The sequence below is a fragment of the Photobacterium frigidiphilum genome, assembly GCF_003025615.1.
GTDB classification, from domain to species: Bacteria; Pseudomonadota; Gammaproteobacteria; order Enterobacterales; family Vibrionaceae; genus Photobacterium; species Photobacterium frigidiphilum.
In genome coordinates this window covers 59,887-84,422 of sequence record NZ_PYMJ01000002.1, presented here as the reverse complement: position 1 = coordinate 84,422, position 24,536 = coordinate 59,887, and the positions used below count along the sequence as shown (strand labels likewise).

The window sequence follows — 24,536 nt, the reverse complement described above, 5'->3', positions numbered from 1 at the left end:
ATGACTTCATTTTATTCAACAGTTAAATCAACCAATATCAAAACCTGTTCGATGTCAGTCGAATGCATGGAATCTATGCCCTCGGTTTCTGACATCCAAGTGGTTTGGGTATATACTCCGCGCCTATCAATACTGACGATAGCTTTTACTGAAGAGACATATAATGAAAACATCTGTTACAGGTAAAGATGCCACACTTGAACAATCTATCGAACATTTCCAAACTCAATTAAAAAAATTGGGTTTTAATATAGAAGAGGTTGCTTCGTTTAATCCTGTGCCGAATGTCTGGTCAGTACAAGTTCGTGATATCGATGCACCGATGAATGCCACTCAAGGAAAAGGGACTACACAGCAAGCAGCCCTTGCGTCTGCATTAGGTAAATTCTTTGAATGCCTATCAACCCATGCTTTTTATAATGACTATTACTTGGGTCAAGCACTGGCTAATAGCGATGTTGTTCACTACAACAACGAAAAGTGGTTTGATATTGGTGAAGATAACTTGCCGCCAGAAGGCATGTTAGATGAACGTTTAACACAATATTACGATCCGACTCTTGAGTTACTGGGTACCGATTTAGTTGATCTGCAATCGAGCAATATGGATCGTGGCGTATGTTGTTTACCGTTTGAACGTCAATTTGACAATGAAACCGTCTATATTCCAGCTAACATCATCAGTAACCTTTATTTGTCGAATGGTATTGCAGCAGGTAATACGCAAGCAGAGGCACGCACCCAGTGTTTATCTGAAGTGATTGCTCGTGCAATTAAAAACCGCATTATTCTCAAAGACATCAGCTTACCGGTAATTCCAGCTGAGGTAATAGCACGCTACCCAGCAATCACAGAGTCTATTGCAGCGTTAGCCGAAAAAGGATTAACCGTAACGTGTTACGACGCATCACTGGGCGGTGAATTCCCAGTGCTTTGTGCGATGTTACCGATTCCGGGAAATGATGTGTGCTTAGCAGCATTTGAGGCACATCCACGCTTTGATATGGCACTTGAGCGAGCGGTAACTGAGTTACTGCAGAACGATACACTGATCGAGTTAGGCATTTACCCACAGCCAACAGTCAATGATAACAGTCAGCAAAATGAACAAGCGGCACATACGCCTAATTTCTCATGTGTGATGGTTTCGGGAGAGTTGTTTAAAGCAGATGCAAGTTATGATTTTGTTGATTGGAATTTCACAGGCAGTTCTGAAGAGTCATTCAGCCACCTAATGGCAATTATGACCAAAGCAAGAGCTGACGTTTACATTGCCGATTACTCTCATCTTGGTGTGAATTGTTGTCGTATTATAGTGCCAAGCTGGTCTGAAATTTACCCAATTGAAACACTCATAGAAAGTAACAATAACGTTGCGTTGGAGCTGCGTGAGACATTCCTTGCCCTACCAAACGTAGAATGGGAAGGTGAACAGTACGCAGAAATGTACGGTATTTTAGAAGAAGAAGGGTACGATGACTCTGTACTGCTTGCTGAAATTATCGGCCTAGTCCCACAAACCGGCGATGCATGGCAAACATTGCGCATTGGTGAAGTAAAATGTCTACTCGCACTCGCAGGTGGCGACCTCGAGTTAGCCCTCGAACTGGCGACTTGGTGTATTGAGGTTAATGCAACCACTTACGGCCCTGAACGTATCCAATTCTTCCATTGCCTAGTGGCTAGCCTTAATCTTGCACTTGATGATGAACGCGACCCAGCTCAGGCTAAAGCTGATTTCGAACAGCAATATGGCATAGAAACCGTTGCCGCAGCATGGGGATCCATAGAAGGAACGGTTCGCTTCTATGGTGTCACTGGTGGCGACCTCACCATGCGCCAGTACCCTGCGCATCAACAATTATTAGAGTCATACCAAAAACTGCATATTGGTCAATAGAGACCGATATATATCTCCATCTAAAGCCAGCTTTGTTGCTGGCTTTATCTTTCATATTCCTTCACATTACGAGTAATTAACAGCTTCCAGGCTGCCTCTTTTGGTGTAGACTCCCTGTAGACCGTAAAACCCACACTACAAAGCTATATTCGTTTTAAAATAGTTAGTTAACAAGTTTTCTTTCATTTTTTGGTTATTACAAACTCACATAACCTACTCACTTATTACAATATTTTTTAACAAATTATTTTTTCGTTCAATTTTTTTTAGTTATTTTACTACATTTTTTGAGGGGTAGTGATCAAGATCAATTCCATCTTCCACTTCAACCCGTATACTTTGCTAAAATTTGGTGAAATATAATTACACTGATATAGCAGTTCCTACTTGAGGGTGAGTTATTAGTAGAGAACGGCAAACAGGTCACCATAAAAAAATTATTATTTAACGTAGAAACGAGGCAAATATGTCATCAGAAGAAAGAAGTTACCAGGAGCAACACCGCCCTGCATCTGACTTCTCTAGCCGATCTGAATATCTAGATAACGAATTGAAAATAATGAAACCACGCCGCTGGAAGCTAAACCTTCCTGGTCGTGATTTCCGCTTTGAATGGGAAGATTTAGTTCCCGCGCTTGCAGGTACTATCGGCATCATCGCAATGTATTCTGCGGTAATGATGTCTTGGGCTGATGGCCTAACACAAGCTTGGGACCATGTTGAGCTTGGTAAAGAATTTGCCATTGAAGTAGCTCGTGTCGAAATGCTTATCCCAGCATTACTCTTCTGTATTTTAGCCTCCGGTTTCTTTAACCCAAGGGCTAACTTAGCAGGTAACCACGGACCAATGATTCCATTAATTGGTACGATTGCCCTAGCCGGTGCACACCCTCTTGCTCTTGCAATTCTTTTAGGTGTATTCGGTCTATTATTAAGTTACTTTAAAGGTGGCTCTAAACTGGTGAATTTAACCGGTGAAGGGGTTGCAGGGGGCTTACTCGTTTTTCTCGGTTTTACGGGAGCAATGAGCCAAATTGGTGATATCCAATCTTGGGCAACAAGCCTTGAAACTGCCGATGCCGCGAAAGGTAGCATGGGGTATATTGGTTTAGTGGTACTTGCTGTTAATATCGTACTTTATGCTTTCCTTGCTCGTATCGGTAAGCGCTGGCTTGCGATTCCAGCTTGTGCAGCAGCAGGTCTAGCCATTGCGCTAGCGCTGGGGGCAGGTTTTGACCTAACATTTGAAACTGAAATGGGTCTACCAAATCTAAACCCTGTATACTGGTGGGGCAGCACAGATCAAGGTTGGATGCTTGGTTTACCAAACTTTCAGCACTTCCTTGCATCATTACCGTTCGCTATTCTAGCAGTAGCAATGTGGTCACCAGATTTCCTTGGTCACCGTATTTTCCAAGAACTAAACTACCCACGTGGCGCAAAGAATGTATTGATGGACGTTGATGATACAATGACAACGTGTTCACTACGCCAAATTGTAGGTACAGCGGTTGGTGGTGGTAACATTACATCATCTTGGGGTACATACATGATCCCAGCGGCGATTGCTAAGCGTCCAATTCCAGCGGGCGGCATCTTACTGGGTAGTTTGTGTATTATTGTTGCAATTCTTGGTTTCCCAATGGATGTTGCGGTATGGCCACCAGTAATGCGTATTGCGCTGCTTGTGGGTGTATTTCTTCCTCTTCTAGAAGCAGGTATGCAAATGGTTCGTGATACTAAAGACTCTCAGTCTGCTGGTATTTGTATCTTTGCAGCAGCAGTGACTAACCCTGTATTGGCTTGGGCACTCACAATGCTACTTGATAACAACGGCCTAATCGGTGATAAAGAGCGTGCTAAAACACTGTCTATCTTCGACCGTATTATCATCCCAGCATCAGTATTGATTATCTGTCTAGTTGCGATGCTTTCTGTCGGTATGCTAGAAGGCCAATACGGCATTCAATCACTACTATAAGACTTGTGGGCAGTGCGTTTGCACTGCCCTGCTTTACTCGAAAATAAGCACGAATACGAATAATGAAATCTCAATGTTGTTAAGCTGTAATTTTTCATTATCCGTATTATTGTTAATAAAAGTGTACTGTTCATCATTTATGATGATTGATTGCGTAATTGCATCGTAATCAGTGCGTATTTTTTCTACTGAATAGAAACAGGTAGGTATAACATGGCAGAGCAATTTGCTAAAGCTTGGGAAGGTTTCGCTGCAGGCGAATGGCAGAACGATGTAAACGTTCGTGATTTCATCCAAAAGAACTACACACCGTATGTCGGTGACGAGTCTTTCCTAGAATCTGAAGCAACGCCAGCAACGGCAAAGCTTTGGGAACAAGTAATGGTAGGTATCAAGCAGGAAAACAGCACTCACGCTCCTGTTGATTTCGATACTTCAGTTATTTCTACTATCACTGCACACGATGCAGGTTACATCAACAAAGATCTTGAAACGATTGTTGGTCTTCAAACTGAAGCTCCACTTAAGCGCGCTATCATCCCTAACGGTGGTATCCGTATGGTTGAAGGTTCTTGTAAAGCGTACGATCGCGAACTAGATCCTGAAGTTTCTAAAATCTTTACTGAATACCGTAAAACACACAACCAGTGTGTATTCGATGTTTACACGCCTGACATCATGAAATGTCGTAAGTCTGGTGTACTGACTGGTCTTCCAGATGCATACGGCCGTGGTCGTATCATTGGTGATTACCGTCGCGTAGCACTATACGGTATCGATCGTCTAATGAAAGACAAGTTCGCTCAATTTACGTCTCTACAAGAGCGTTTCGAGTTAGGCGAAGATCTTCAAATGACAATGCAACTTCGTGAAGAAATTGCAGAGCAACACCGTGCTCTAGGTCAGATCAAAACTATGGCAGCTAAATACGGCTACGATATTTCTGGCCCTGCTACAAGTGCACAAGAAGCAATTCAGTGGACTTACTTCGGCTACCTAGCTGCGGTTAAATCACAGAACGGTGCTGCAATGTCTCTAGGTCGTACTTCTACGTTCCTAGATGTGTACATTGAGCGTGATATCGCAGCTGGCGTAATCACAGAAGTTCAAGCACAAGAAATGATTGACCACTTCGTAATGAAGCTACGTATGGTTCGTTTCCTACGTACGCCTGAATACGATGAGTTGTTCTCTGGTGACCCAATCTGGGCAACAGAATCAATGGGTGGTATGGGTCTTGATGGTCGTACATTAGTTACGCGTTCAAACTTCCGTTTCCTAAACAGCCTATACACTATGGGTCCTTCTCCAGAGCCGAACATCACTGTTCTTTGGTCTGAGCAGCTACCTGATGGTTTCAAGCGTTTCTGTGCAAAAGTATCTATCGATACTTCTTCTATCCAGTACGAAAACGATGATCTAATGCGTCCAGACATGGACTCAGATGACTACGCAATCGCTTGTTGTGTATCTCCAATGATTGTTGGTAAGCAAATGCAGTTCTTCGGTGCACGTGCTAACCTTGCTAAAACAATGCTTTACTCTATCAACGGCGGCGTTGATGAGAAGCTTAAAATCCAAATCGGTCCTAAGACTGCGCCAGTAACTGACGAAGTTCTAGACTACGCTGATGTGATGGATCGTCTAGATCACTTCATGGATTGGTTAGCAACACAATACGTGACTGCGCTAAACAGCATTCACTACAGCCACGACAAGTACAGCTACGAAGCATCACTAATGGCGCTTCACGACCGTGACGTTCGTCGTACAATGGCTTGTGGTATTGCTGGCCTTTCTGTTGCAGCTGACTCATTGTCTGCTATCAAGTACGCAACAGTTAAGCCTATCCGTGACGAAGACGGTATTTCTATCGACTTCGAAATCGAAGGTGATTACCCTAAATTCGGTAACAACGATTCACGTGTAGATGACATCGCTTGTGAACTAGTTTCAACATTTATGGGCAAAATCCGTAAGTTGAAAATGTACCGTGATGCTATCCCTACTCAGTCAATCCTTACTATTACATCTAACGTTGTATACGGTAAGAAGACGGGTAACACTCCAGATGGTCGTCGTGCTGGCGCTCCTTTCGCACCAGGTGCAAACCCAATGCACGGTCGTGATGAGAAAGGTGCTGTAGCATCTCTAACATCTGTAGGTAAACTACCGTTTGCTGACGCAAAAGATGGTATCTCTTACACATTCTCTATCGTGCCAAACGCACTAGGTAAAGAAGCAGATACTCAAAAAGCTAACCTTGCAGGTCTTATGGATGGTTACTTCCACCATGAAGCTGGCATCGAAGGCGGTCAGCACTTGAACGTTAACGTATTAAACCGTGAAACGCTTCTTGATGCCGTTGAGCACCCAGAGAACTACCCACAGCTAACTATCCGTGTATCAGGTTACGCAGTGCGTTTTAACTCTCTAACAACTGAACAGCAGAAAGACGTAATCGCACGTACTTTCACTGCATCTCTATAATTTAGAGCTGAGTAACGAGAAACTAGTCATTAGTCTTCTCTCGCTGTCCTAATAAAAAACCGACTTTATAGTCGGTTTTTTGTTATCTGCCACATAGTCGCATCTTCTTATTAAAGCCCTGCTCTATATAAAAATGAAAAAGAAGTCGACTTGTACGATTGATCGAATGCAAACATTAACAAATATGAAGACTTAATATGACTTTCGAAGAAGTAATGAAACTCCCTATCAAGGAGAGAGGCGCTCCGATGCATGAACTTGCAAAAGCCGAAGACGATAAGGCATGTGTCGCGTTTGCAAAGCTAGTCTTTGATGACAAATTCAAAGGGGTAGTCGATAAAACATTATCAAAGGAAGACGCAAAAGCCGCAAGTAAAGCTGTACGTTCAGACGCCTTAAATCAACTGCTGAACGCTGGGAAACGTGGATACCTCCCAGCAATCACAGAAGGTCAGGATGCTGCTTTCCTAGGTCGAAGAGGCGCTTTCAGCAAAGTATTTTGCCCTGTAAACTATAAAGTTGCTTTAGAGTTCTACGACCTATGGCTTACTCACGATGCAGAACTAAAAGAAGAGGATAGAGCATTACTATTAATGCGAAAAGCCACTTGCTTGCGACTGACAAACCTTAACGATATCCCTTGGGATCAAATGATGGAGTTATGGAAAGAAGGCTCTACATACAACGGTATTTTTGCTATTGAGTGTAGCGTCAAGATTGGCACTTATCATTTCGATAACGGCCGATATGAAGAAGCAATACCTTGGCTAAAAGCAGGAGATAGAATCAGTATTACCGCTGTAGCTCTGCTTTTACTAATTTATAAAAACTATATTATTGATAAAGACTTATATGCTTCATACGTCAAACTATGTGAAGCCATGTGCCAAAGAAAAGCTAAGCTGCAAAGCCTCTGATAATAATGACCACTAAAACGGACTTTGTTCCGTTTTTTGTTTTAGCCCCCAATAGATATACCAAGCAACAATAAGTGTTGCTTCATTACGTGATAAAGAGAAGAGCGCATAATACGCAGACAAAGCACTGCAATTACCCTTACACTTTAAACGTATATAGGGCTACTTTACCCTGTCATTTTGTAATAAAATAATAGGTAAATAACACGCACAATATACATGCGGAGATAGTAATGTCAGTAAAAGGTCGTATTCACTCTTTCGAATCTTGCGGAACCGTCGACGGACCCGGCATCCGTTTTATTATCTTCATGCAAGGCTGCTTAATGCGCTGCCAGTACTGTCACAACCGTGATACTTGGGATCTTCATGGCGGTCGTGAAATTTCGGTTGAAGAAATCATGAAAGAAGCGGTGTCTTACCGTCATTTCATGAAAGCATCTGGTGGTGGCGTGACCGCCTCAGGTGGCGAAGCTATGCTTCAACCTGAATTTATTCGCGATTTTTTCCGCGCTGCACAAGCTGAAAATATTCATACTTGCCTTGATACCAATGGCTACATCCGTAAGCATACCGATGTGGTTGATGAAGTATTAGATGCAACCGATCTTGTTATGCTTGACCTTAAGCAAATGGATGACACGATTCACCAAGAATTGGTCGGTGTACCTAATAAGCGTGTACTGGACTTTGCTCGTTACCTTCACAAGCGCGGTCAAAAAACATGGATTCGCTATGTTATCGTTCCGGGTTATACCGATGATGAACAGTCTGCCCACAATTTAGGTGCGTTCATTAAAGACATGGATAACATCGAAAAAATTGAACTGCTACCCTACCACCAGCTAGGTGAACATAAATGGGATGCAATGGGTTACGACTACCCGCTATCAGGTGTTCAACCACCATCAAAAGAAACGATGGAAAAGATGAAAGAAATCATTTCGAGCTATGGTCATAAAGTGATTTACTAAAAAAATCGAGGGGACGACGTTCATCGCCCCTCAACTTCTGCACTTATATAAAGGCTAACTGGCTACCTGAGTCTTAGTCGTTGTTTTGCAAAGCAGCGACTTGTCATCACCAGAGCAGGTCTGATTAACCAAGTCACACTTACTCTTGGCCACCCCTTCCAGAATGCTGCACTGGGCATTGATCAGACAAAGATTTTTGCGAGCAGACAGACCTGACACTGATGCGGTAAGTGCCTCGCCTTCGACGCAGCTTGCAATTTCTGCCTGGACCTTGTCATCAAATGCATTAAGCTGTCGCTTGAAGGTAATATCCTCTTTGGGATCAAAGCGTCCGGCTGTGGCAAGCGAAAGAATATCGTCATATTTATCAACGTTCAGCGGCTTACAGGCAACATCCCACTTATTTCTGAAACGGTTACGGTTTAACTCAACCGGTTTTTTACTTCCGTCAAATTGATAATAACGCGCTCGATCATCTTTAAAATAACCATAAACACTGTATTTTTTATTTAAAAAATCATAAACCAGATCAACAATAAATGGCACCCTTTCACGGGAAAGCCCCATTGCATTTTTCGCAGCATAATAACCGCAGGTCGTGAGATTAAGCACATTGTCTTTTTCCATCACCGTTGCCGGGCTAAACATCCAGTTCTCACTGCTGGCCAGGCTATAGAACTCAACCGAATCAGGAAAATTAAACTTATTGGCAAACCGCACTAACGCCGCTTGCCTGAGTTCGAAAATCTCATCTTCAACGGCGGTGATCGCCTCACTAGACGGAGTATTCTCTTCGGAAGAAGCCGCTAAAGGCTCTTCCGGTAGTGATGATGGCTTTTCGCCAGCGCTCGCCGGCAAAGTCAGCTGCTGAAGCGCAAAAGCTGAATTAGACAAATTGTCTGTAACCGTATGCAAGTTCATCAACAGCAGCAGTAGCAGCAGGCAGCCGACCCCTCGAAACAGAGTATTAAGTTTGAAGGATAAGTCCCTCACCGGCTTTCCTTTGATGATCATTTTATATTCCCTAGCAGTATCAACTACGGCCGGATTCTATAGATAATTGTGCCCTTGTCCATAGATCAACCGCCCACTTTTTGAGCAACTATTGATGTGGTAAATGAAATCAAATAGATGTATTTCCATTTTTTTCAGTCTTTGTGAGCAACCTCTTTTTTCTTGATAGTCCAAGCTCCTTACGGTAAAAAACAACTTTCTCTTCTGTGAACTTTATGAACAAAACGTTTAGAAGGTTCTTTAATCTCTTTTTTTACGCTTTATATCCCACCACGCAACACTACTTTAACCTTCCATTAACCCTGCTAGCCCAGTAGGCATCTCAGCAGTGATAAAAAAGGAAGCTTAATCATGTTGAACACCTTAAAAAAACAGTTTACGACGCGTGTTGCGGTCACCCTATTAACATCAAGCATGGCGGCAATATCAGGCTCTGCGATGGCTGAGTCACTAGAAAAAATTCACTTCCTAGTACCGGGTGGTGCAGGTGGTGGTTGGGACATGACAGCCCGTGGTACGGGTGAAGTACTGGCAAAATCAGGTCTTGTCGAAAAAGTATCTTACCAAAACCTATCTGGCGGTGGCGGTGGCAAAGCCATTGCACATTTGATCGAAACCGCGAAGCGCCAACCTGATACCTTGATGGTGAATTCCACCCCTATTGTTGTTCGCTCACTGAGTGGTATTTTCCCGCAATCTTTTCGAGATCTAACCCCTGTTGCGGCCACTATCGCAGATTATGGCGCTATTGTGGTATCGGCTGACTCCCCTTTTACCGATTGGAAACAAGTAGTCGCACAGTACACCAAAGATCCTCGTAGTGTGAAAATTGCGGGCGGTTCAGCACGTGGTTCGATGGATCACCTGATCGTCGCTGCAGCCTTTAAAGGCGAAGGTTTTGACCCACGCAAAGTACGCTACATTGCCTACGATGCCGGCGGTAAAGCCATGGCCGCCCTACTGTCTGGCGAAACTGAATTGCTATCGACAGGTCTTGGTGAAGTACTGGAAATGAGCAAATCAGGTCAAGTACGTGTACTGGCAATTACGGCACCAGAACGCCTAGCAGCCGCCCCTGAAATTCCAACCTTAGTCGAGCAAGGCAACGATACTGTTTTTGCAAACTGGCGTGGTTTCTTTGCCGCACCCGGTGCAAGCCAAGCAAAAATTGATGCATGGAATAAAGCGCTGTCTGGTATGTACAAAACCACTGAGTGGGCTGTGGTTAGAGATCGTAACGGCTGGATCGATACCTACAAAAATGACAAAGATTTCTACAGCTTCCTTGAACAACAAGAGAAGCAGATGGGTGGGCTAATGCGTGAACTCGGATTCTTAGAATAAGGTTCTGAGAGCAACCCTCACGCAACACACTGCAATAAGGGCTGTATAGCAGCCCTTATATGAAATCTATACCGCACATAACAGTTATAGCTATCACTTTAGGTGCGGTTCTTTTAATTCGGGAGAGCGTAATGAATTCCTCTACTTCGAAGCCTAATTCAGCACCGACATCATCGGTACAATTACTCAGTCGTGACCGTATTGGGGCGTTAATTTTTCTTGTTGTTAGCCTTATTTATGGTTATCAAATCGCAAATATCGCCCTGTTTCCTGGTGATGAATTTGAACCCTTTACCGCCCGTACATTGCCATACCTACTGACGACTGCAGGTATTGTATTGTCATTGTTACTACTAATTACTGGTAAAAATGATGAACAAAGTGGTGCAACGGTTGATTTTAACTGGAAACTACTGATTAGCTTTTTAGTCTTAATGGCGGCTTATGGTGTGGGGTTAACGTGGCTAGGCTTTGTGCTTTCCACCAGCTTATTCTTACTGGGTGGTTTTTTACTGCTGGGTGAGCGTCGTAAATCTATTCTCTTTGGTGCGTCATTTCCTTTTGTGACGGCTTTTTGGTTATTGCTTACTCAAGGGTTAGATATTTACCTTGAGTCAGGCTACATATTCTCAGCTTGGTAGGAGAACACGGATGTTAGATGGAATCCTTTCAGGTCTATCCACGGCCATTATGCCAACCAACCTAATGATGGTTATGGTGGGCTGTTTTGTTGGTACGTTTATCGGCATGTTACCCGGCCTTGGCCCTATTTCAGCCATCGCGCTGATGATCCCAATCAGTTATGGGTTAGACCCTGCATCGGGCCTGATCTTAATGGCTGGCGTGTATTACGGTGCTGTATTTGGTGGGTCGACCTCATCTATTTTGATTAATGCCCCTGGCTGTTCGTCCACCGTAGTAACCACATTTGATGGCTACCCAATGGCACAGAAAGGCCAAGCAGGTAAAGCCCTCGCATTGGCGGCTTACTCGTCATTCGTTGGTGGTACGCTTTCTGCTATTATGTTGTTAATTGCCGCGCCAGTACTTGCCAATGTCTCTCTGAGTTTTCAGTCTTCAGATTACTTTGCCCTGATGCTCGTAGGTTTATCAGCCGTTGCTGCCTTTTCCGGTAAAAACCAAGTGGTAAAAGCATGGATGATGACCGTTCTTGGCTTAATGTTAGCAACAGTGGGTATCGATAAAGGTGTCGGTGTTGAACGCTTTACCTTTGGTTTAACTGATCTGATGGATGGTTTCAGCTTCCTATTATTGGCAATGGCGACCTTTGCTTTAGGTGAAACGCTCATGGGGATATTAAAACCTCAAGACGATACTAGCCAAGAAGAGCAAGCAAAAATCAGCCAGATTGGCAGTATGAAAGTGACCAAAGAAGAGTTTAAAGAACTAGCACCCGTTTCTATCCGTTCATCAATTTTAGGCTTCTTTGTGGGCGTACTACCTGGTGCAGGTGCGACGATTGCAGCATTCTTAAGTTATGGTTTTGAACGTAGTATTGCACCAAAAGACAAGCAAGCTGAATTTGGTAAAGGCAGCCTTCGTGGGTTAGTCGCACCAGAATCGGCTAACAATGCCGCCTCTAGTGGATCGTTTGTACCGCTATTAACCTTGGGCATTCCAGGTTCAGGTACAACCGCTATCATGCTGGGCGCGTTGATTGCTTATGGTATTCAACCGGGTCCTCGTTTGTTTGTCGATCACCCCGATATTTTCTGGTCAGTGATTATCTCAATGTACTTTGGCAATATTGTACTGGTGATTCTAAATCTGCCGTTAATCCCCTACATCTCAAAGCTATTGATGGTGCCAAGAACAGTATTACTGCCGATGATTTTGTTCTTTTCTATCACTGGGGTATATCTGGTTTCCTTTAACACGGTCGATGTCTTTATCATGCTATTAGTCGCTATGGCTGCGATTGCACTAAGGCTTGCAAACTTCCCTCTTGCACCGTTACTACTCGGCTTTATTCTGGGTGGATTAATGGAAGAAAACTTGCGTAGAGCCTTGATGATCAGTGATGGGGAAATTAGCTTCTTATGGGAACGCCCTATTACACTCGCGTTCACGGTTATTGCCGCATTAGTGTTAATCACACCGATTATTCGAACGGCGTTGCAGTATAAGAAAAAAGCGAGTGGCGCGAAACTCAATGTGGAATAAGAGAAAGGCGCGCTATATAATTCAATATGTTGCCTAATCATCAAATAGAACCACGTAAAAAAAGCCCTGCTAGCAATACACTGGCAGGGCTTTCACCTGTTTTATCATTAGATTAAATGAGCCTTAGAGGCACTCATTTAATGTTCGAAAAACAATTTTCAAAAACAGTATTCCAGAGCAATATTCGAAAACAAGGTCTTCTATAAAGCAGCTTCTAATACTTTACGGTTCACTTCTGGTGTCATGTCGCCATGCTCGCCCAGTGATGTCATACCGTGCAGTTCAAGTTGTGCCAAAATATTATCGATACTTTCAGCATCTAGGTCAGCATCAGTCAAGCGCACTGGCATACCCATTGCTTTAAAGAATGCTTCCGTCTTTTCGATAGCCTGATCAATTACTTCATCTTCAGTACCATCAACAATGTTCCAAACACGTTGTGCGTATTGCACTAATTTACCGCGTTTTTGCTCACGCTGTACTTTCATAACAGCAGGCAGAATAATTGCTAGAGTACGTGCATGATCAATACCGTACTGACCCGTCAATTCATGACCGATCATATGAGTACTCCAATCTTGAGGTACACCAGAACCAATCAAACCATTCAGTGCCATTGTTGCCGACCACATGATGTTTGAACGCACCTCCAAATCATCAGGGTTTGCCAGTACTTTCGGACCTTCTTCAATCAGGTTCATCAATAAACCTTCAGAGAAGCGATCTTGTACTTTTGCATTCACAGGGAACGTTAAGTACTGCTCCATAGTGTGAACAAACGCATCAACTACACCGTTAGCAATCTGACGCTCAGAAAGGCTTAATGTTACTTTTGGATCCAGTACAGCAAAAACAGGACGAACAAACGGTGACATAAATGCCAGCTTCGTTGTATCACGAGTTACAACCGCACCAATGTTACTTTCAGAGCCCGTTGCTGGCAGGGTTAATACACATGATAGTGGCACAGCATCTTTAACTTGTGCTTGCTTTGCTAAGATATCCCAAGGTTCATCACCTTCGAAACGTGCAGCTGCTGCAATGAACTTGGTGCCATCAACAACAGACCCACCACCAACAGCAAGAAGGTAAGTAATGCCTTCAGCTTTAACGATATCTACAGCCTTCATTAACGTATCAAACTGTGGATTTGGCTCGATGCCTGAAAATTCAATCCAGTTATGATCTTTTAATGCTGTGCTCACTTGCTCGTAAACACCATTTGATTTGATCGAACCGCCACCGTAAGTCACGAGGATTTTTGCATCAGCAGGGATTTGTTTTGCAATCGCTGCAATTTGATCTTCACCAAAGAAAATTTGAGTAGGGTTATGAAACGTGAAATTAAGCATTGCTCATTCCTTTATTAGTCATGAATACAGTATTCAAGAGTGTTTTTATATTCGGTGTACATTACACGTGACGTATTACGACCTTAGGTTTCTACACTAAGTGCAACACGCCACTTTAATGGATTTTGATTAACTATTTATTTAGCTAATAAGCTGAGCAGAGCTTCTGCAACCGCTTCAGATGACGCTGGATTTTGTCCAGTAATTAGCATGCCATCTTGAATTGCTAATGAATTCCAATCTTGTGCCGATTCAAACTGCCCGCCACGGGATTTTAGTGCATCTTCCAGCAAGAATGGCACTACTTCAGCCAAACCAACAGCCGTTTCTTCTGAGTTTGTAAAGCCTGTCACCGCTTTACCAGAAATAATATATTCCCCATCGGCTGTTTTAGCATTTAATAACACTGCTGGTGCATGGCACACAGCAGAAACAGGCTTGCCTGCTTGCCAGAATGCTTCGATTAGCGAAATAGAATCACTGTCGCTCACCAGATCCCATAATGGTCCGTGACCGCCAGGGTAAAAAATTGCGTCGTAGTCTTGCTCATTCACATCGCTAAGCTTACGAGTATTGGCTAACACGGCTTGCGCTTGCTCATCGCGATTAAAACGTACCGTCGCTTCTGTTTGTGATTGCTCAAGCTCACTATTAGGATCGATAGGAGGTTGACCACCCGCAGGCGATGCTAATGTGATATCCGCGTTTTCATCTAAGAAGCGGTAATACGGTGCTGCAAACTCTTCAATCCAAAAGCCGGTCTTATGATCCGTATCGCCTAGCTTATCGTGAGATGTTAACACCATTAAAATTTTCATCATCAACCTCGTTATGTCCTATTTAAAGCGTGATGAGAGTGTATGCCTGTTCATTAAATTCGACAATGGAGATAAATTAGGAATCATTGTTCGAACAATTAGAACAATAGATACTCTTTAGGCATACTAGAGCACTATTCCCTGACCATTTTGCCCCTTAAATGGTGCGTTAACGATATAGAGTAAAAGAATGGATGTATCTTTTGAGCAACTGAAAAGCATGGTAGTTTTTGCCCAAATAGTCGAACAAGGGAGCTTTTCAGCCGCTGCACGGCAGCTGGGCTTATCGCGTGGGGTCGTAAGCTATCACCTGAAAAAGCTTGAAGATCATATCGGCATGCCTTTATTGAACCGTACCACGCGTAGCATTAGCCTAACCGATGCTGGTCAACGTTACTTTCAGCGGTGTAAACGTATCAGTGAAGAAGCTGCTGCCGCCAACCTACAGATTGAAAACCTACGTGAAGAGCCCGAAGGTAAGCTTACAATTAGCGCCCCGGTGAATATCAGCATGCATACCATTGTGCCTGCGCTAAATACGTTCAAGACCTTATACCCCAAAATAGAAATAGATCTGAACCTGACCGACGATATCGTTAATATTATTCAAGAAGGGGTCGATTTAGCCATTCGAGGTGCGCCACTTGCTGACTCTGGTTTGTACGCCAAAAAGCTGATGACGATGAAGAATATATTGTGCGGATCACCCAGCTATTTTAACCAACACGGTATACCTCGCACCCCTGCAGAATTAGCCAATCATGAATGGGTGGTTTATAAGAAGACATCAAAAATCCAAACTCTGACAAAAGGCACACGATCATACAATGTGAAAATGCAGGGCAGCATTACCACCAATAGCGCATCGGCAAGAACTGCGTTTGTGGTTGGCGGGCATGGCGTCGGACGTTTACCTATCTACGACGCATTACCGTTAATTAAAGCCGGGCAACTCACCCCAATTTTAGAAGATTACGCATTAAGCGACATTACGATTTATGGTGTCTATCCGCCTCGGGCTGCAGATTCAAAAAAAATGCGCCTACTACTCGATTACTTACAAGAACACTTCGCTCAATATGTATTGTGATAGCACGGCGATATCAGCTATGTCTGTATTTGGCTCATCACTAAATAGCAGCCTTTATGTGCGCTTAACATACGCCCGCTCTGGGCGGCCCACTGTGCCGTAGCTCAGATCTGCTTCCAACTCACCGCTACTGATCAAGTATTCAAGGTAGCGCCTGGCGGTAGTTCGGCTGGCACCGATTAACTGCCCAGATTGTTCCGCCGTTAATTGAGTATGGGATTTAAATAACTCTCGCACTTTATCAAGCGTGACATTATCAATACCTTTCGGTAATTGGGCCGTCGACTTATGCTCTTTGGGGCGCATCAACATGGCATCGACATCACTTTGTTCGATAGCACCCAACCCTGCCATAGTCACTCTTGAATCCAAATACTTATGAATAGACTCTTTTAAACGCGAAAAAACCACAGGCTTTAATATGTAGTCAACCACCCCACCTCGCATTGCTTCTTGCAGGGTATCGACATCTCTTGCGGCGGTAATCAATAACACATCGGTTTCTTGTTTTTCAGCGCGCAGCATACGCAATAAATCTAGCCCACTTCCATCAGGAAGCTGTACATCCAATAAGACAAGATCAGGATTTAGGACTTCAAATAACGTAATGGCTTCTTGATAGCTGTGTGCCATCGCCTCTATTTCTATGCCAGCAATCTGGCTTAAGCAACGGCGATGCAGCTCTGCTATTCCGGCATTATCTTCAACAATCACAACACGAATCAATGACACTATTCACACTCCCTGTCTGTATTTTGATGATGCATTCCTTTAACGTATTGACGCTGTTTTCGGTAAATAAACCGTCATTCTGGTTCCTACCGATTCCCTGTCTTCCATCGTATATTGCCCGTTATAACGTGACACAATTTGGTTGATCAAATATAAACCGACACCGTGATTATCGCCTGCTTTGGTCGAGACTCCACGCTGTAATAGATCATGCTGGCTGATACCTTCAGGTAACCCTATTCCTGAGTCTTCCACTTCAAGAATCAGATCATTTCCATAATCACTTAGATGCAAGTGAATAAACGTATCTGTAGAATGGGAAGCTAAGGTGGCATCGAACGCATTATCGATCAAATTACCTAAAATCGTCACCACATCTTCAGGCACGATGTGTTCAGGTAAGGCAGATAAGCAACTTTCTGTATCAATCACTAACTGTAACCCAAGCTCACGAGCGCGTTCACTTTTTCCCAATAACAAACCTGCAATTAATGGCTCTTCAATCGCACCACGCAAAAACTTGATCAACGCTTCATAATGTTGATTTTCTTGTCCGATTAATTTAAATACATCGTTATATGCCCCAAGCTGAACCAAGCCCGCTATTGTATTCAGCTTATTTCGGTGCTCATGGGTTTGTGCTCGTAATAACTCGGCATATTGTGTCACTTGCGACAATTGACGATTTAATTCGGTTATTTCATCTTTTAATCGAAAACTCGATACCGCCCCAATGAGTACACCATTTTGAAATAGTGGCTCACGGTTAGCAATCACCACCCGGCTGTTAAAGTACAGTTCAATATCATGCTCAGATTGGCGAGTTAACAGCAATCGTTCAAGGCTGCTTTCTGGCAAACTTTCACTTAATGGACGATTCAAGGCACGAGCCGCATCAACACCTAACATGCCGCACGCACTGCGATTGATCGACCGTAGAATACCTTGATTATCAATACTTAATACGCCTTCGCGCAAGGTACTCATAGTGGCATCTTTCTCGGCATATAATCGCCCGATTTCTTCAGGCTCAAAACCCAGTAACGTGCGCTGAAAGCGCTTTGCCAATAAGTTCGCCAATAAACCATTAGCGCCAACAACCACAATGGCCATCGCCAATAAAAAGGTTAAAAATGGTAATAATTTATCGTGAATGCCAGTCAGTAAATACCCAACAGATACGACCCCAATGATCTCACCACGACTGTCGAATACTGCCGTTTTACCTCGAACAGAGTGACCCATCGAGCCTTTGGCATAAGAAATATAAGACTTCCCTTCTGTTAGGGCACGAATATTATCGCCCCCACGCATTGGCAGCCCCACACGCTCTGCTATCGGGTGCGCAAGTCGGACACCATTATTATCACCAATCACAATAAAGGCAGCACCAATGGCTTGCCGGAATCGTTCAGTACCCTCGGTGAGTAGCTGCGGATTTTTTTGCTCTACCGCGGTAATAATTGATGGTGTTTTGGCTATGTATTCCGCCACACCAATGGCTTTTTCACCTAAATCTTGTGATTCCCATTTTTTAATGTAGCTAAACCCTAAAGCCGAAAGAATCAGTAATTCAAGTAAGCCCGACATTGTCATAATAATCAGCAATCTTCGCCGAAAATTCAGCTTCTGCCATTGAATCATCTTTCACCTTTTATAACGAACGTAACAATATTGAAACATAGTACTCGTTATTCATTTCAAAGACTTTTAGCAAGCTCCCGTATTCAGCCTTTTAACAATGTTATCAGCGCCAACAAATTAACAACATTTATCACGGAATAATTTCGTTTATCCGTGATAAAATTATGGTATAAACACAGCGCAATCGATTGCGTGAACTGTAAAGTCAATTGAATGCAGAATATTGACACATCAACATCTTCCCTGCTGTCACCACTAGAAGGAAATGCGCCCTTATGAAAAGCGACATTCAAATTTGCCGCGACACCGCACTCACTCCTATTGACCAAATTGCCCTAATGGCGGGTATTGAACCTCAAGATTTAACCCCGCAAGGTACGTTAAAAGCGAAAGTAAAGCCGTCTATCCTCAAGCGCTTAGCGGATAAACCTGAAGGTAAATTGGTATTAGTGACAGCGATTACACCCACACCACTCGGTGAAGGAAAAACCGTTACTACGATCGGCCTTGCACAAGGTTTAGCAAAGATTAATAAACGTGTTATCGCCTGTATTCGCCAGCCATCAATGGGGCCAGTATTTGGCGTAAAAGGCGGTGCAGCAGGCGGTGGTTATAGCCAAGTCGCACCAATGGAAAAGTTGAATTTGCACCTAACGGGTGATATTCATGCGGTTACCGCTGCCCATAACCTTGCTGCTGCCGCTATTGATGCCCGCTTGTATCATGAAGAGCGCCATGGCTACGAAGCATTTAGCGATAAGACAGGCTTACCTGCGTTACGTATCGATATAAAAAATATCGTGTGGAAGCGTGTGATGGACCACAATGATCGTGCATTACGCATGATCACTGTCGGTAAAAATGAAGCAGGCAAAACCATTAACGGTCTTGAACGTGACGATGGTTTCGAGATTTCTGCCGCTTCTGAGATTATGGCAATTCTTGCCCTTTCAAAAAATCTCGCTGACATGCGCCAACGTATTGGTCGTGTTGTTTTAGCTTACAACATCGACGGTAATCCAATCACTGCTGAAGATTTACAAGTCGCAGGCGCGATGACCGTCACCATGTGTGAAGCGATTGAACCGACACTCATGCAAACGCTGGAAGGTGTACCAACACTTATTCATGCGGGACCTTTTGCCAATATCGCCCATGGTAACTCCTCTATTATTGCCGATCGTATCGCCTTAAAGCTGAGTGAATTTACGGTTACAGAGGGTGGTTTTGGTTCTGATATGGGCTTTGAGAAAGCCTGTAATATTAAAGCTCAGCAAGCCGATCGTGGCCCAGATTGCGCCGTGGTCGTCGCTACATTACGCGGCTTAAAAGCCAATTCTGGTTTATATGATTTGCGCCCAGGGCAAGCACTACCCGATGCAATTTTTTCACTGGATGAAAAAGCCTTAATCGCAGGTTTTGATAACTTAAAATGGCATATCCGCAATGCTGCTCAATATGGCTTACCGGTTGTGGTGGCAATAAACCGCTTCCCACAAGATACCGATGTAGAGCTTGAGCTGCTAAAAAACATGGTTGCAGATACAGATTTCAGTACCTACGTGGATGTCGCTATTAGCGAAGCCTTTGGTAAAGGCGGTGAAGGTGCAACAGAATTAGCACAAGCGGTTGTTAAAGCGTGTGAAACACCAGCCAACTTTAAGCCATTATATAGCTTGTCGCAGTCTCTTGAAGAAAAGCTAATGGCAGTTGCTGAAGTCGGTTATGGCGCACGTAGTATCGAACTCTCTGATTGTGCGAAAGAACAGCTCGCGACACTGAAAAAACACGGCCATGATAACTTAGCGGTTTGCCTTGCTAAAACACCACTTTCAATCACTACTGATCCAAGCATTAAAGGCGCCCCCTCTGATTTTGTGGTGCCTGTACGAGAGTTAAAATTATGTGCGGGTGCAGGATTTGTGTACGCACTGTGCGGTAATGTAATGACAATGCCCGGCTTACCTGAAAAACCGGCTTATATGAATCTTGATATCGACGCTGACGGTAATATTGTTGGTTTAAGTTAAGAAGGTTAAGTGGATTGCATTCACGTAAACCCATAACGTTATTCGTTAAGATCTCGTGCCTTGAGTGTTAGTCTTCACTAACCAGACACGAGATTTTTTTTACCTTACTGAATACTAACTGTCGTTATACGCACAATAAGTATCACAGGGTAAATGACAAAGTGCGCAACAAGGCTCTTATCAAGGATGTTGTATATGAACATCATAAAAATTGATAAGTACTTTTAATACATGGCAAACAATTAGCTACAACATTCTCATTTCAAATAAAAAGCTTTATAAACAACAAGATAAAAAATCATTAATAGAGGTGATATTTACATTTCCAATTTTCTATCTTTAATCATACGGATCGCTTCACGACGAATGCAATCACGTAGCGGATTTTCAATCGAGTCTGCACGCCAAATAAAAGATAACGTTCGCTTCATATTCAACTCTGGAACATTCAGTGCCACCAACTCGCCACGTTCTATATGCTTAACAACATCAAGAAAAGGTAAACAACTTAAATAAGGGCCATTAGTCACTAATGTTCTTAGTACTGAAATCTGTTCATATTCCCGCCAAACATTCAAATCTTCAATCACACCGTGTAATGCGCTTTCAAAACTCTGCCTTGTACCTGCACCTTGCTCTCGAAGTACCCATTGTGCCTGCTCTAACTGTGCAAAGCTGACTTTATCTAGCTTGGCATAAGGGTGATATTTAGAAGCAATAATCACAAGATGGTCGTGACACCATACTTCTTGATCAATACGGCTATCATCACAACGGCCTTCAATAATACCCAACTCACATTCAAAATCTCTTACGTGATCAACCACTTTCTGGGCATTTTTCACTCTAAGCTTGATACGTAGCTCGGGGAAATCCTTATCAATAATACTGATAAGCTCTGGTAGCAAGTGTTCTGCGGCAGTTTGACTGGCTGAAATACTGATTTCACCACTCACAATATGCTGATCGTAAAAGCCTTGTTCAATCTGCTGGGCATCAAATAAGAGCTGTTTTGCCCTTGGTCTTAACCACGATCCCCAGTACGTTAATGTCATTTGTTTGCCCTGCCGCTCAAACAAAGGTCGTCCTAACATCTTTTCTAGCTGTAATAACGCCATGCTAGTTGCTGACTGGGTTAATGCTAGATTGTCTGCCGCCTTACTCACACTACGAGAGCTCGCAACCTCTTCAAATACAGCCAGTTGTTTGAGTGAATACCGCACTTAATTAAAACTCCTACTATCAAACGTCGATGACATTTTGCCACCTTACAATATCAATTTTTATGATGAGGGTTAAGAAAACTATCAATTTTACTTGGCACTCCTTCTCACCTTATTCTGATTACCAGTTACCACAATCAAGGAGAGGAGAAAATGATGCAACACTATGTACTTACCAGATTCGACCTAAACGTCGGTCTATCGATAAGAGGTTATTAAGATGAGTTCAGCAACAGCATCGACGAATAATAACTTCACACCAAAAGAAATGATGAAGCAGGCTGAAAAGTACGCCGTTGGTAAAGCGTCTAAACCAACACGTACAACCATTGCCCTTGCAATTACAGCAGGGGTTTTCATCGGACTTGCTTTTGTTTTTTATATTACCGTCACCACAGGCAATGGCGGCGTAAGCTGGGGGCTCAACCGTTTCTATGGCGGTCTAGCTTTTAGTCTCGGGCTTATTCTTGTTGTTATCTGCGGCGGTGAGTTATTTACCAGTACGGTACTGTCTTCCATTGCTCGTGCAAATAACCATATCTCATCCGGCCGTATGCTGGGCACTTGGGCAAAAGTGTATTTTGGTAACTTCCTCGGTGCCATGCTGCTGTTGTTATTGGTTTCAATGGCGAGTCTTTACCAACTCGATGGTGGGCAATGGGGATTAAACGCACTTAATATTGCTCAGCATAAACTGCACCACCAACCGCTTGAAGCTTTCTCATTAGGTGTTCTTTGTAACCTATTGGTTTGTCTTGCTATTTGGATGACATTTTGTACTGAAAACATGATGACAAAAATGGTGATTATGATATTGCCGGTCGCCATGTTTGTCAGCACAGGCTTTGAGCACAGCGTTGCTAACATGTTTATGGTGCCACTTGGTATCACTATCCAGAATTTTGCACCTGAATCATTCTGGCTAAACCTCGGTGTACTACCTGAACAATATAACGACCTAACCATCCAGAACTTTATCTTTGCCAATTTAATCCCTGTGACGTTGGGCAACATTGTCGGCGGTGGCGTTCTTGTTGGGCTGAGCTATTGGGCAATATTTAGTTCACCAAAAGAACATCACGCATCAGCAACAATTATCACACCAGACTTCTCAAACACTCACACTCTGAATATGGAACATACTATGTTAAACGAAAAACAATTTGTTAACGACCACATGCGCCCAGCAACAATCACTCTTTTACCTGGTATGCCTGTTGCACAAGCTCTTGATATTCTAATGAATGAAGACCTAACGGGTGCACCTGTACTGACAACAGACCAACGATTAGTTGGTTTCTTCTCAATCCATGATGCGCTTGTTGATCTGTGGTGTAACGACTACATGCCAGATGCTGAATCTAAAGTTCAAGACCTGATGAAACATGAAATTCAAACGGTAAGCCCAGATAATTCAATTCTTGAAATTGCAGAATACATGAGCATTGATAAAAACATTCTTTACCCAGTATCTGATGGCGGTATCGCAACACGCTTTACATCGCTTTCTTTAAATGAGCGAGCACGTGCAATGGTTATTAACCGCCCTCACTGCTTCCCTGTCGTAAAAGACGAGCAACTGGTTGGTATTATTACTCGTAAAGAGATTGTCAGCGCACTTCGCCCTGTATACGGCAACATTGTATCGGTTACTGACGTAGCCAATACACAGCCTAAAGCAGTTTCTGATATCGCATAATATCTCAGTTACCTGCTAGCTCTGCTGGTAGGTAACATTTTATACCCAAGCAACCTCAAAATGCAGGATTCAGAGTGTTCTCAGAAAGCATCTTGAGGTAACTTGGGGATGTATAAGTAAAATTGATACTGCTTTTGGCAGTACATAAATTGCATCAGAATATGATCACTGTCAACAATATAGCCGCTTAAGTTTAATCACTAATAAAGTAGTTATACCCACACTTTTAATAAGTCTAAACATTCAGGCTTATAAGCGTCACATCCCTACTGTATAAGCTTTCATCAGGTAATTATTATTAACAAAAAAACGACTGCAACTTGTCATCAGATCAAGTTTTTTTAAACATAACCTGCTAATCTCATTGCCAGATTATAAGAGAATTTTTAAGGCCGACCTCCATGGATATGACAAACGCTCAACGTTTAATTCTTTCAAACCAGTATTACCTAATGTCTCAGCTAACGCCTGAAAATGAAGCTAAATATCGTCGTTTACAAACTATTGTAGAGCGCGGATACGGCTTACAGATGCGTGAGTTAGATAAAGATTTTGGCTGCCTTCCTGAAGAAGCATGTCGTAACATTATCGATTACATGGAAATGCACCACGCATTACAAGAGTCGTACAAAATGTTAGATGATGCGAGTCAATCACAAGTAGAACCTCGTCGCCTTCAATTCCTTGGATTTGATGCAGCAACAGAATCACAACAAGTGCACTACGTGCGTTTCTTAACAGAAGAAGAAGGCTTATACCCTCAGTTTGATAAGTCTGAACATCAGTTCAACAGCCAAGTGCCGATGCAAGATAAGTATCAACGTATGCTACAAACATGGCGTAACTGTCCACGTCAATATCACTTATCAAGCAGTGAAATTACACAAATTTTAAGTGCATAATTGATGTCGTTATAATCAATTGATTTACTTGTAGTAACTTACATTTAAAACCGGAGGACTCCCTCCGGTTTTGTCATTTCTGTGTAGTGAATGTTTTTTGTGATAATACGCATCAGCAAACGCAAGATGAGTTACTTTTGACACGCATGTGAAATATGAAAATTTAAAAGCGCTAGTGACTTAAAACATTAATGAACACAGCCACTATTTGGCTATAATCACAATAAATAACCCTGTATATA

18 protein-coding genes are annotated in these 24,536 nt (G+C 43.0%); 12 read left to right on the top strand and 6 right to left on the bottom strand.

The window, feature by feature from the left end; genetic code table 11:
* The first annotated feature begins 163 nt into the window (after positions 1-163).
* The 5 genes from ycaO (at position 164) to pflA (ending at position 8,262) form a co-directional block, all read left to right on the top strand.
* On the top strand, positions 164-1,900 hold the full coding sequence (ycaO, locus tag C9J12_RS02525) for a 30S ribosomal protein S12 methylthiotransferase accessory factor YcaO (protein ID WP_107241274.1): 1,737 nt from the start codon (positions 164-166) through the stop codon (positions 1,898-1,900).
* Positions 1,901-2,366: 466 nt separating this feature from the next.
* On the top strand, positions 2,367-3,881 hold the full coding sequence (locus tag C9J12_RS02520) for a DUF3360 family protein (RefSeq protein ID WP_107241273.1): 1,515 nt from the start codon (positions 2,367-2,369) through the stop codon (positions 3,879-3,881).
* A gap of 213 nt (positions 3,882-4,094) precedes the next feature.
* Complete coding sequence (gene pflB, locus C9J12_RS02515; protein WP_107241272.1) at positions 4,095-6,371, top strand: formate C-acetyltransferase; 2,277 nt, start codon at positions 4,095-4,097, stop codon at positions 6,369-6,371.
* A gap of 197 nt (positions 6,372-6,568) precedes the next feature.
* Positions 6,569-7,288: a hypothetical protein gene (locus C9J12_RS02510; RefSeq protein ID WP_107241271.1), complete on the top strand. Its 720-nt coding sequence runs from the start codon at positions 6,569-6,571 to the stop codon at positions 7,286-7,288.
* A 233-nt stretch (positions 7,289-7,521) separates the two neighbouring features.
* Positions 7,522-8,262: a pyruvate formate lyase 1-activating protein gene (gene pflA, locus C9J12_RS02505; protein WP_107241270.1), complete on the top strand. Its 741-nt coding sequence runs from the start codon at positions 7,522-7,524 to the stop codon at positions 8,260-8,262.
* 54 nt (positions 8,263-8,316) lie between these two features.
* Here the strand turns inward: pflA and C9J12_RS02500 are convergent, their stop codons facing one another.
* A complete protein-coding gene (locus tag C9J12_RS02500; protein WP_107241269.1) occupies positions 8,317-9,276 on the bottom strand; it encodes a hypothetical protein in 960 nt (319 codons plus the stop codon).
* A 351-nt stretch (positions 9,277-9,627) separates the two neighbouring features.
* On the opposite strand from C9J12_RS02500, the gene C9J12_RS02495 reads away from it, so the two are divergent.
* The 3 genes from C9J12_RS02495 to C9J12_RS02485 all read left to right on the top strand — a co-directional run bounded on the left by C9J12_RS02495 (position 9,628) and on the right by C9J12_RS02485 (position 12,804).
* Entirely contained in the window at positions 9,628-10,620 is a 993-nt protein-coding gene (locus C9J12_RS02495) for a tripartite tricarboxylate transporter substrate binding protein (RefSeq protein ID WP_107241268.1), read from the top strand.
* Positions 10,621-10,751: 131 nt separating this feature from the next.
* Positions 10,752-11,261, top strand: coding sequence for a tripartite tricarboxylate transporter TctB family protein (locus C9J12_RS02490; RefSeq protein ID WP_107241267.1), 510 nt, complete (start codon positions 10,752-10,754; stop codon positions 11,259-11,261).
* 10 nt (positions 11,262-11,271) lie between these two features.
* Positions 11,272-12,804, top strand: coding sequence for a tripartite tricarboxylate transporter permease (locus C9J12_RS02485; protein WP_107241266.1), 1,533 nt, complete (start codon positions 11,272-11,274; stop codon positions 12,802-12,804).
* A 200-nt stretch (positions 12,805-13,004) separates the two neighbouring features.
* Here the strand turns inward: C9J12_RS02485 and C9J12_RS02480 are convergent, their stop codons facing one another.
* Positions 13,005-14,156: an iron-containing alcohol dehydrogenase gene (locus tag C9J12_RS02480; RefSeq protein ID WP_107241265.1), complete on the bottom strand. Its 1,152-nt coding sequence runs from the start codon at positions 14,154-14,156 to the stop codon at positions 13,005-13,007.
* Between the two features lie 137 nt (positions 14,157-14,293).
* The gene (locus tag C9J12_RS02475; RefSeq protein WP_107241264.1) at positions 14,294-14,974 is read right to left on the bottom strand and encodes a type 1 glutamine amidotransferase domain-containing protein; all 681 of its coding nucleotides are present in this window, start codon (positions 14,972-14,974) and stop codon (positions 14,294-14,296) included.
* 190 nt (positions 14,975-15,164) lie between these two features.
* Here C9J12_RS02475 and C9J12_RS02470 point away from each other — a divergent pair, with 190 nt between their 5' ends.
* Positions 15,165-16,064 carry a LysR family transcriptional regulator gene (locus C9J12_RS02470; RefSeq protein ID WP_107241263.1) on the top strand — a complete coding sequence of 300 codons (900 nt, stop codon included), beginning with the start codon at positions 15,165-15,167 and terminating at the stop codon, positions 16,062-16,064.
* Positions 16,065-16,118: 54 nt separating this feature from the next.
* On the opposite strand, the gene C9J12_RS02465 is transcribed toward C9J12_RS02470, so the two are convergent.
* Both C9J12_RS02465 and C9J12_RS02460 read right to left on the bottom strand, forming a co-directional pair.
* Positions 16,119-16,799 carry a response regulator gene (locus C9J12_RS02465; protein WP_193944639.1) on the bottom strand — a complete coding sequence of 227 codons (681 nt, stop codon included), beginning with the start codon at positions 16,797-16,799 and terminating at the stop codon, positions 16,119-16,121.
* A gap of 36 nt (positions 16,800-16,835) precedes the next feature.
* Positions 16,836-18,437, bottom strand: a complete 1,602-nt coding sequence (locus C9J12_RS02460; protein ID WP_170111709.1) for an ATP-binding protein — start codon at positions 18,435-18,437, stop codon at positions 16,836-16,838.
* 278 nt (positions 18,438-18,715) lie between these two features.
* Here C9J12_RS02460 and C9J12_RS02455 point away from each other — a divergent pair, with 278 nt between their 5' ends.
* Positions 18,716-20,470, top strand: coding sequence for a formate--tetrahydrofolate ligase (locus tag C9J12_RS02455; RefSeq protein ID WP_107241260.1), 1,755 nt, complete (start codon positions 18,716-18,718; stop codon positions 20,468-20,470).
* 317 nt (positions 20,471-20,787) lie between these two features.
* Here C9J12_RS02455 and C9J12_RS02450 read toward each other — a convergent pair whose 3' ends face one another.
* Positions 20,788-21,693 (bottom strand): LysR substrate-binding domain-containing protein, encoded by a 906-nt coding sequence (locus C9J12_RS02450; RefSeq protein WP_107241259.1) that lies wholly within the window; start codon positions 21,691-21,693, stop codon positions 20,788-20,790.
* Between the two features lie 220 nt (positions 21,694-21,913).
* Here C9J12_RS02450 and focA point away from each other — a divergent pair, with 220 nt between their 5' ends.
* Together focA and C9J12_RS02440 are read left to right on the top strand one after the other, a co-directional pair.
* Positions 21,914-23,392 carry a formate transporter FocA gene (focA, locus tag C9J12_RS02445; RefSeq protein WP_107241258.1) on the top strand — a complete coding sequence of 493 codons (1,479 nt, stop codon included), beginning with the start codon at positions 21,914-21,916 and terminating at the stop codon, positions 23,390-23,392.
* A gap of 401 nt (positions 23,393-23,793) precedes the next feature.
* A complete protein-coding gene (locus C9J12_RS02440; protein WP_107241257.1) occupies positions 23,794-24,294 on the top strand; it encodes a YfbU family protein in 501 nt (166 codons plus the stop codon).
* Positions 24,295-24,536 lie beyond the last annotated feature (242 nt).

Excerpts from the sequence above, each read along its gene's own strand:
- C9J12_RS02520 (WP_107241273.1), top strand. The coding sequence starts at position 2,367 with ATGTCATCAGAAGAAAGAAGTTACCAGGAGCAACACCGCCCTGCATCT.
- C9J12_RS02480 (WP_107241265.1), bottom strand. The coding sequence starts at position 14,156 with ATGCTTAATTTCACGTTTCATAACCCTACTCAAATTTTCTTTGGTGAA.
- pflA (WP_107241270.1), top strand. The coding sequence starts at position 7,522 with ATGTCAGTAAAAGGTCGTATTCACTCTTTCGAATCTTGCGGAACCGTC.
- C9J12_RS02475 (WP_107241264.1), bottom strand. The coding sequence starts at position 14,974 with ATGAAAATTTTAATGGTGTTAACATCTCACGATAAGCTAGGCGATACG.
- ycaO (WP_107241274.1), top strand. The coding sequence starts at position 164 with ATGAAAACATCTGTTACAGGTAAAGATGCCACACTTGAACAATCTATC.
- C9J12_RS02510 (WP_107241271.1), top strand. The coding sequence starts at position 6,569 with ATGACTTTCGAAGAAGTAATGAAACTCCCTATCAAGGAGAGAGGCGCT.
- C9J12_RS02440 (WP_107241257.1), top strand. The coding sequence starts at position 23,794 with ATGGATATGACAAACGCTCAACGTTTAATTCTTTCAAACCAGTATTAC.
- C9J12_RS02495 (WP_107241268.1), top strand. The coding sequence starts at position 9,628 with ATGTTGAACACCTTAAAAAAACAGTTTACGACGCGTGTTGCGGTCACC.
- C9J12_RS02500 (WP_107241269.1), bottom strand. The coding sequence starts at position 9,276 with ATGATCATCAAAGGAAAGCCGGTGAGGGACTTATCCTTCAAACTTAAT.
- pflB (WP_107241272.1), top strand. The coding sequence starts at position 4,095 with ATGGCAGAGCAATTTGCTAAAGCTTGGGAAGGTTTCGCTGCAGGCGAA.
- focA (WP_107241258.1), top strand. The coding sequence starts at position 21,914 with ATGAGTTCAGCAACAGCATCGACGAATAATAACTTCACACCAAAAGAA.
- C9J12_RS02455 (WP_107241260.1), top strand. The coding sequence starts at position 18,716 with ATGAAAAGCGACATTCAAATTTGCCGCGACACCGCACTCACTCCTATT.
- C9J12_RS02490 (WP_107241267.1), top strand. The coding sequence starts at position 10,752 with ATGAATTCCTCTACTTCGAAGCCTAATTCAGCACCGACATCATCGGTA.
- C9J12_RS02485 (WP_107241266.1), top strand. The coding sequence starts at position 11,272 with ATGTTAGATGGAATCCTTTCAGGTCTATCCACGGCCATTATGCCAACC.
- C9J12_RS02470 (WP_107241263.1), top strand. The coding sequence starts at position 15,165 with ATGGATGTATCTTTTGAGCAACTGAAAAGCATGGTAGTTTTTGCCCAA.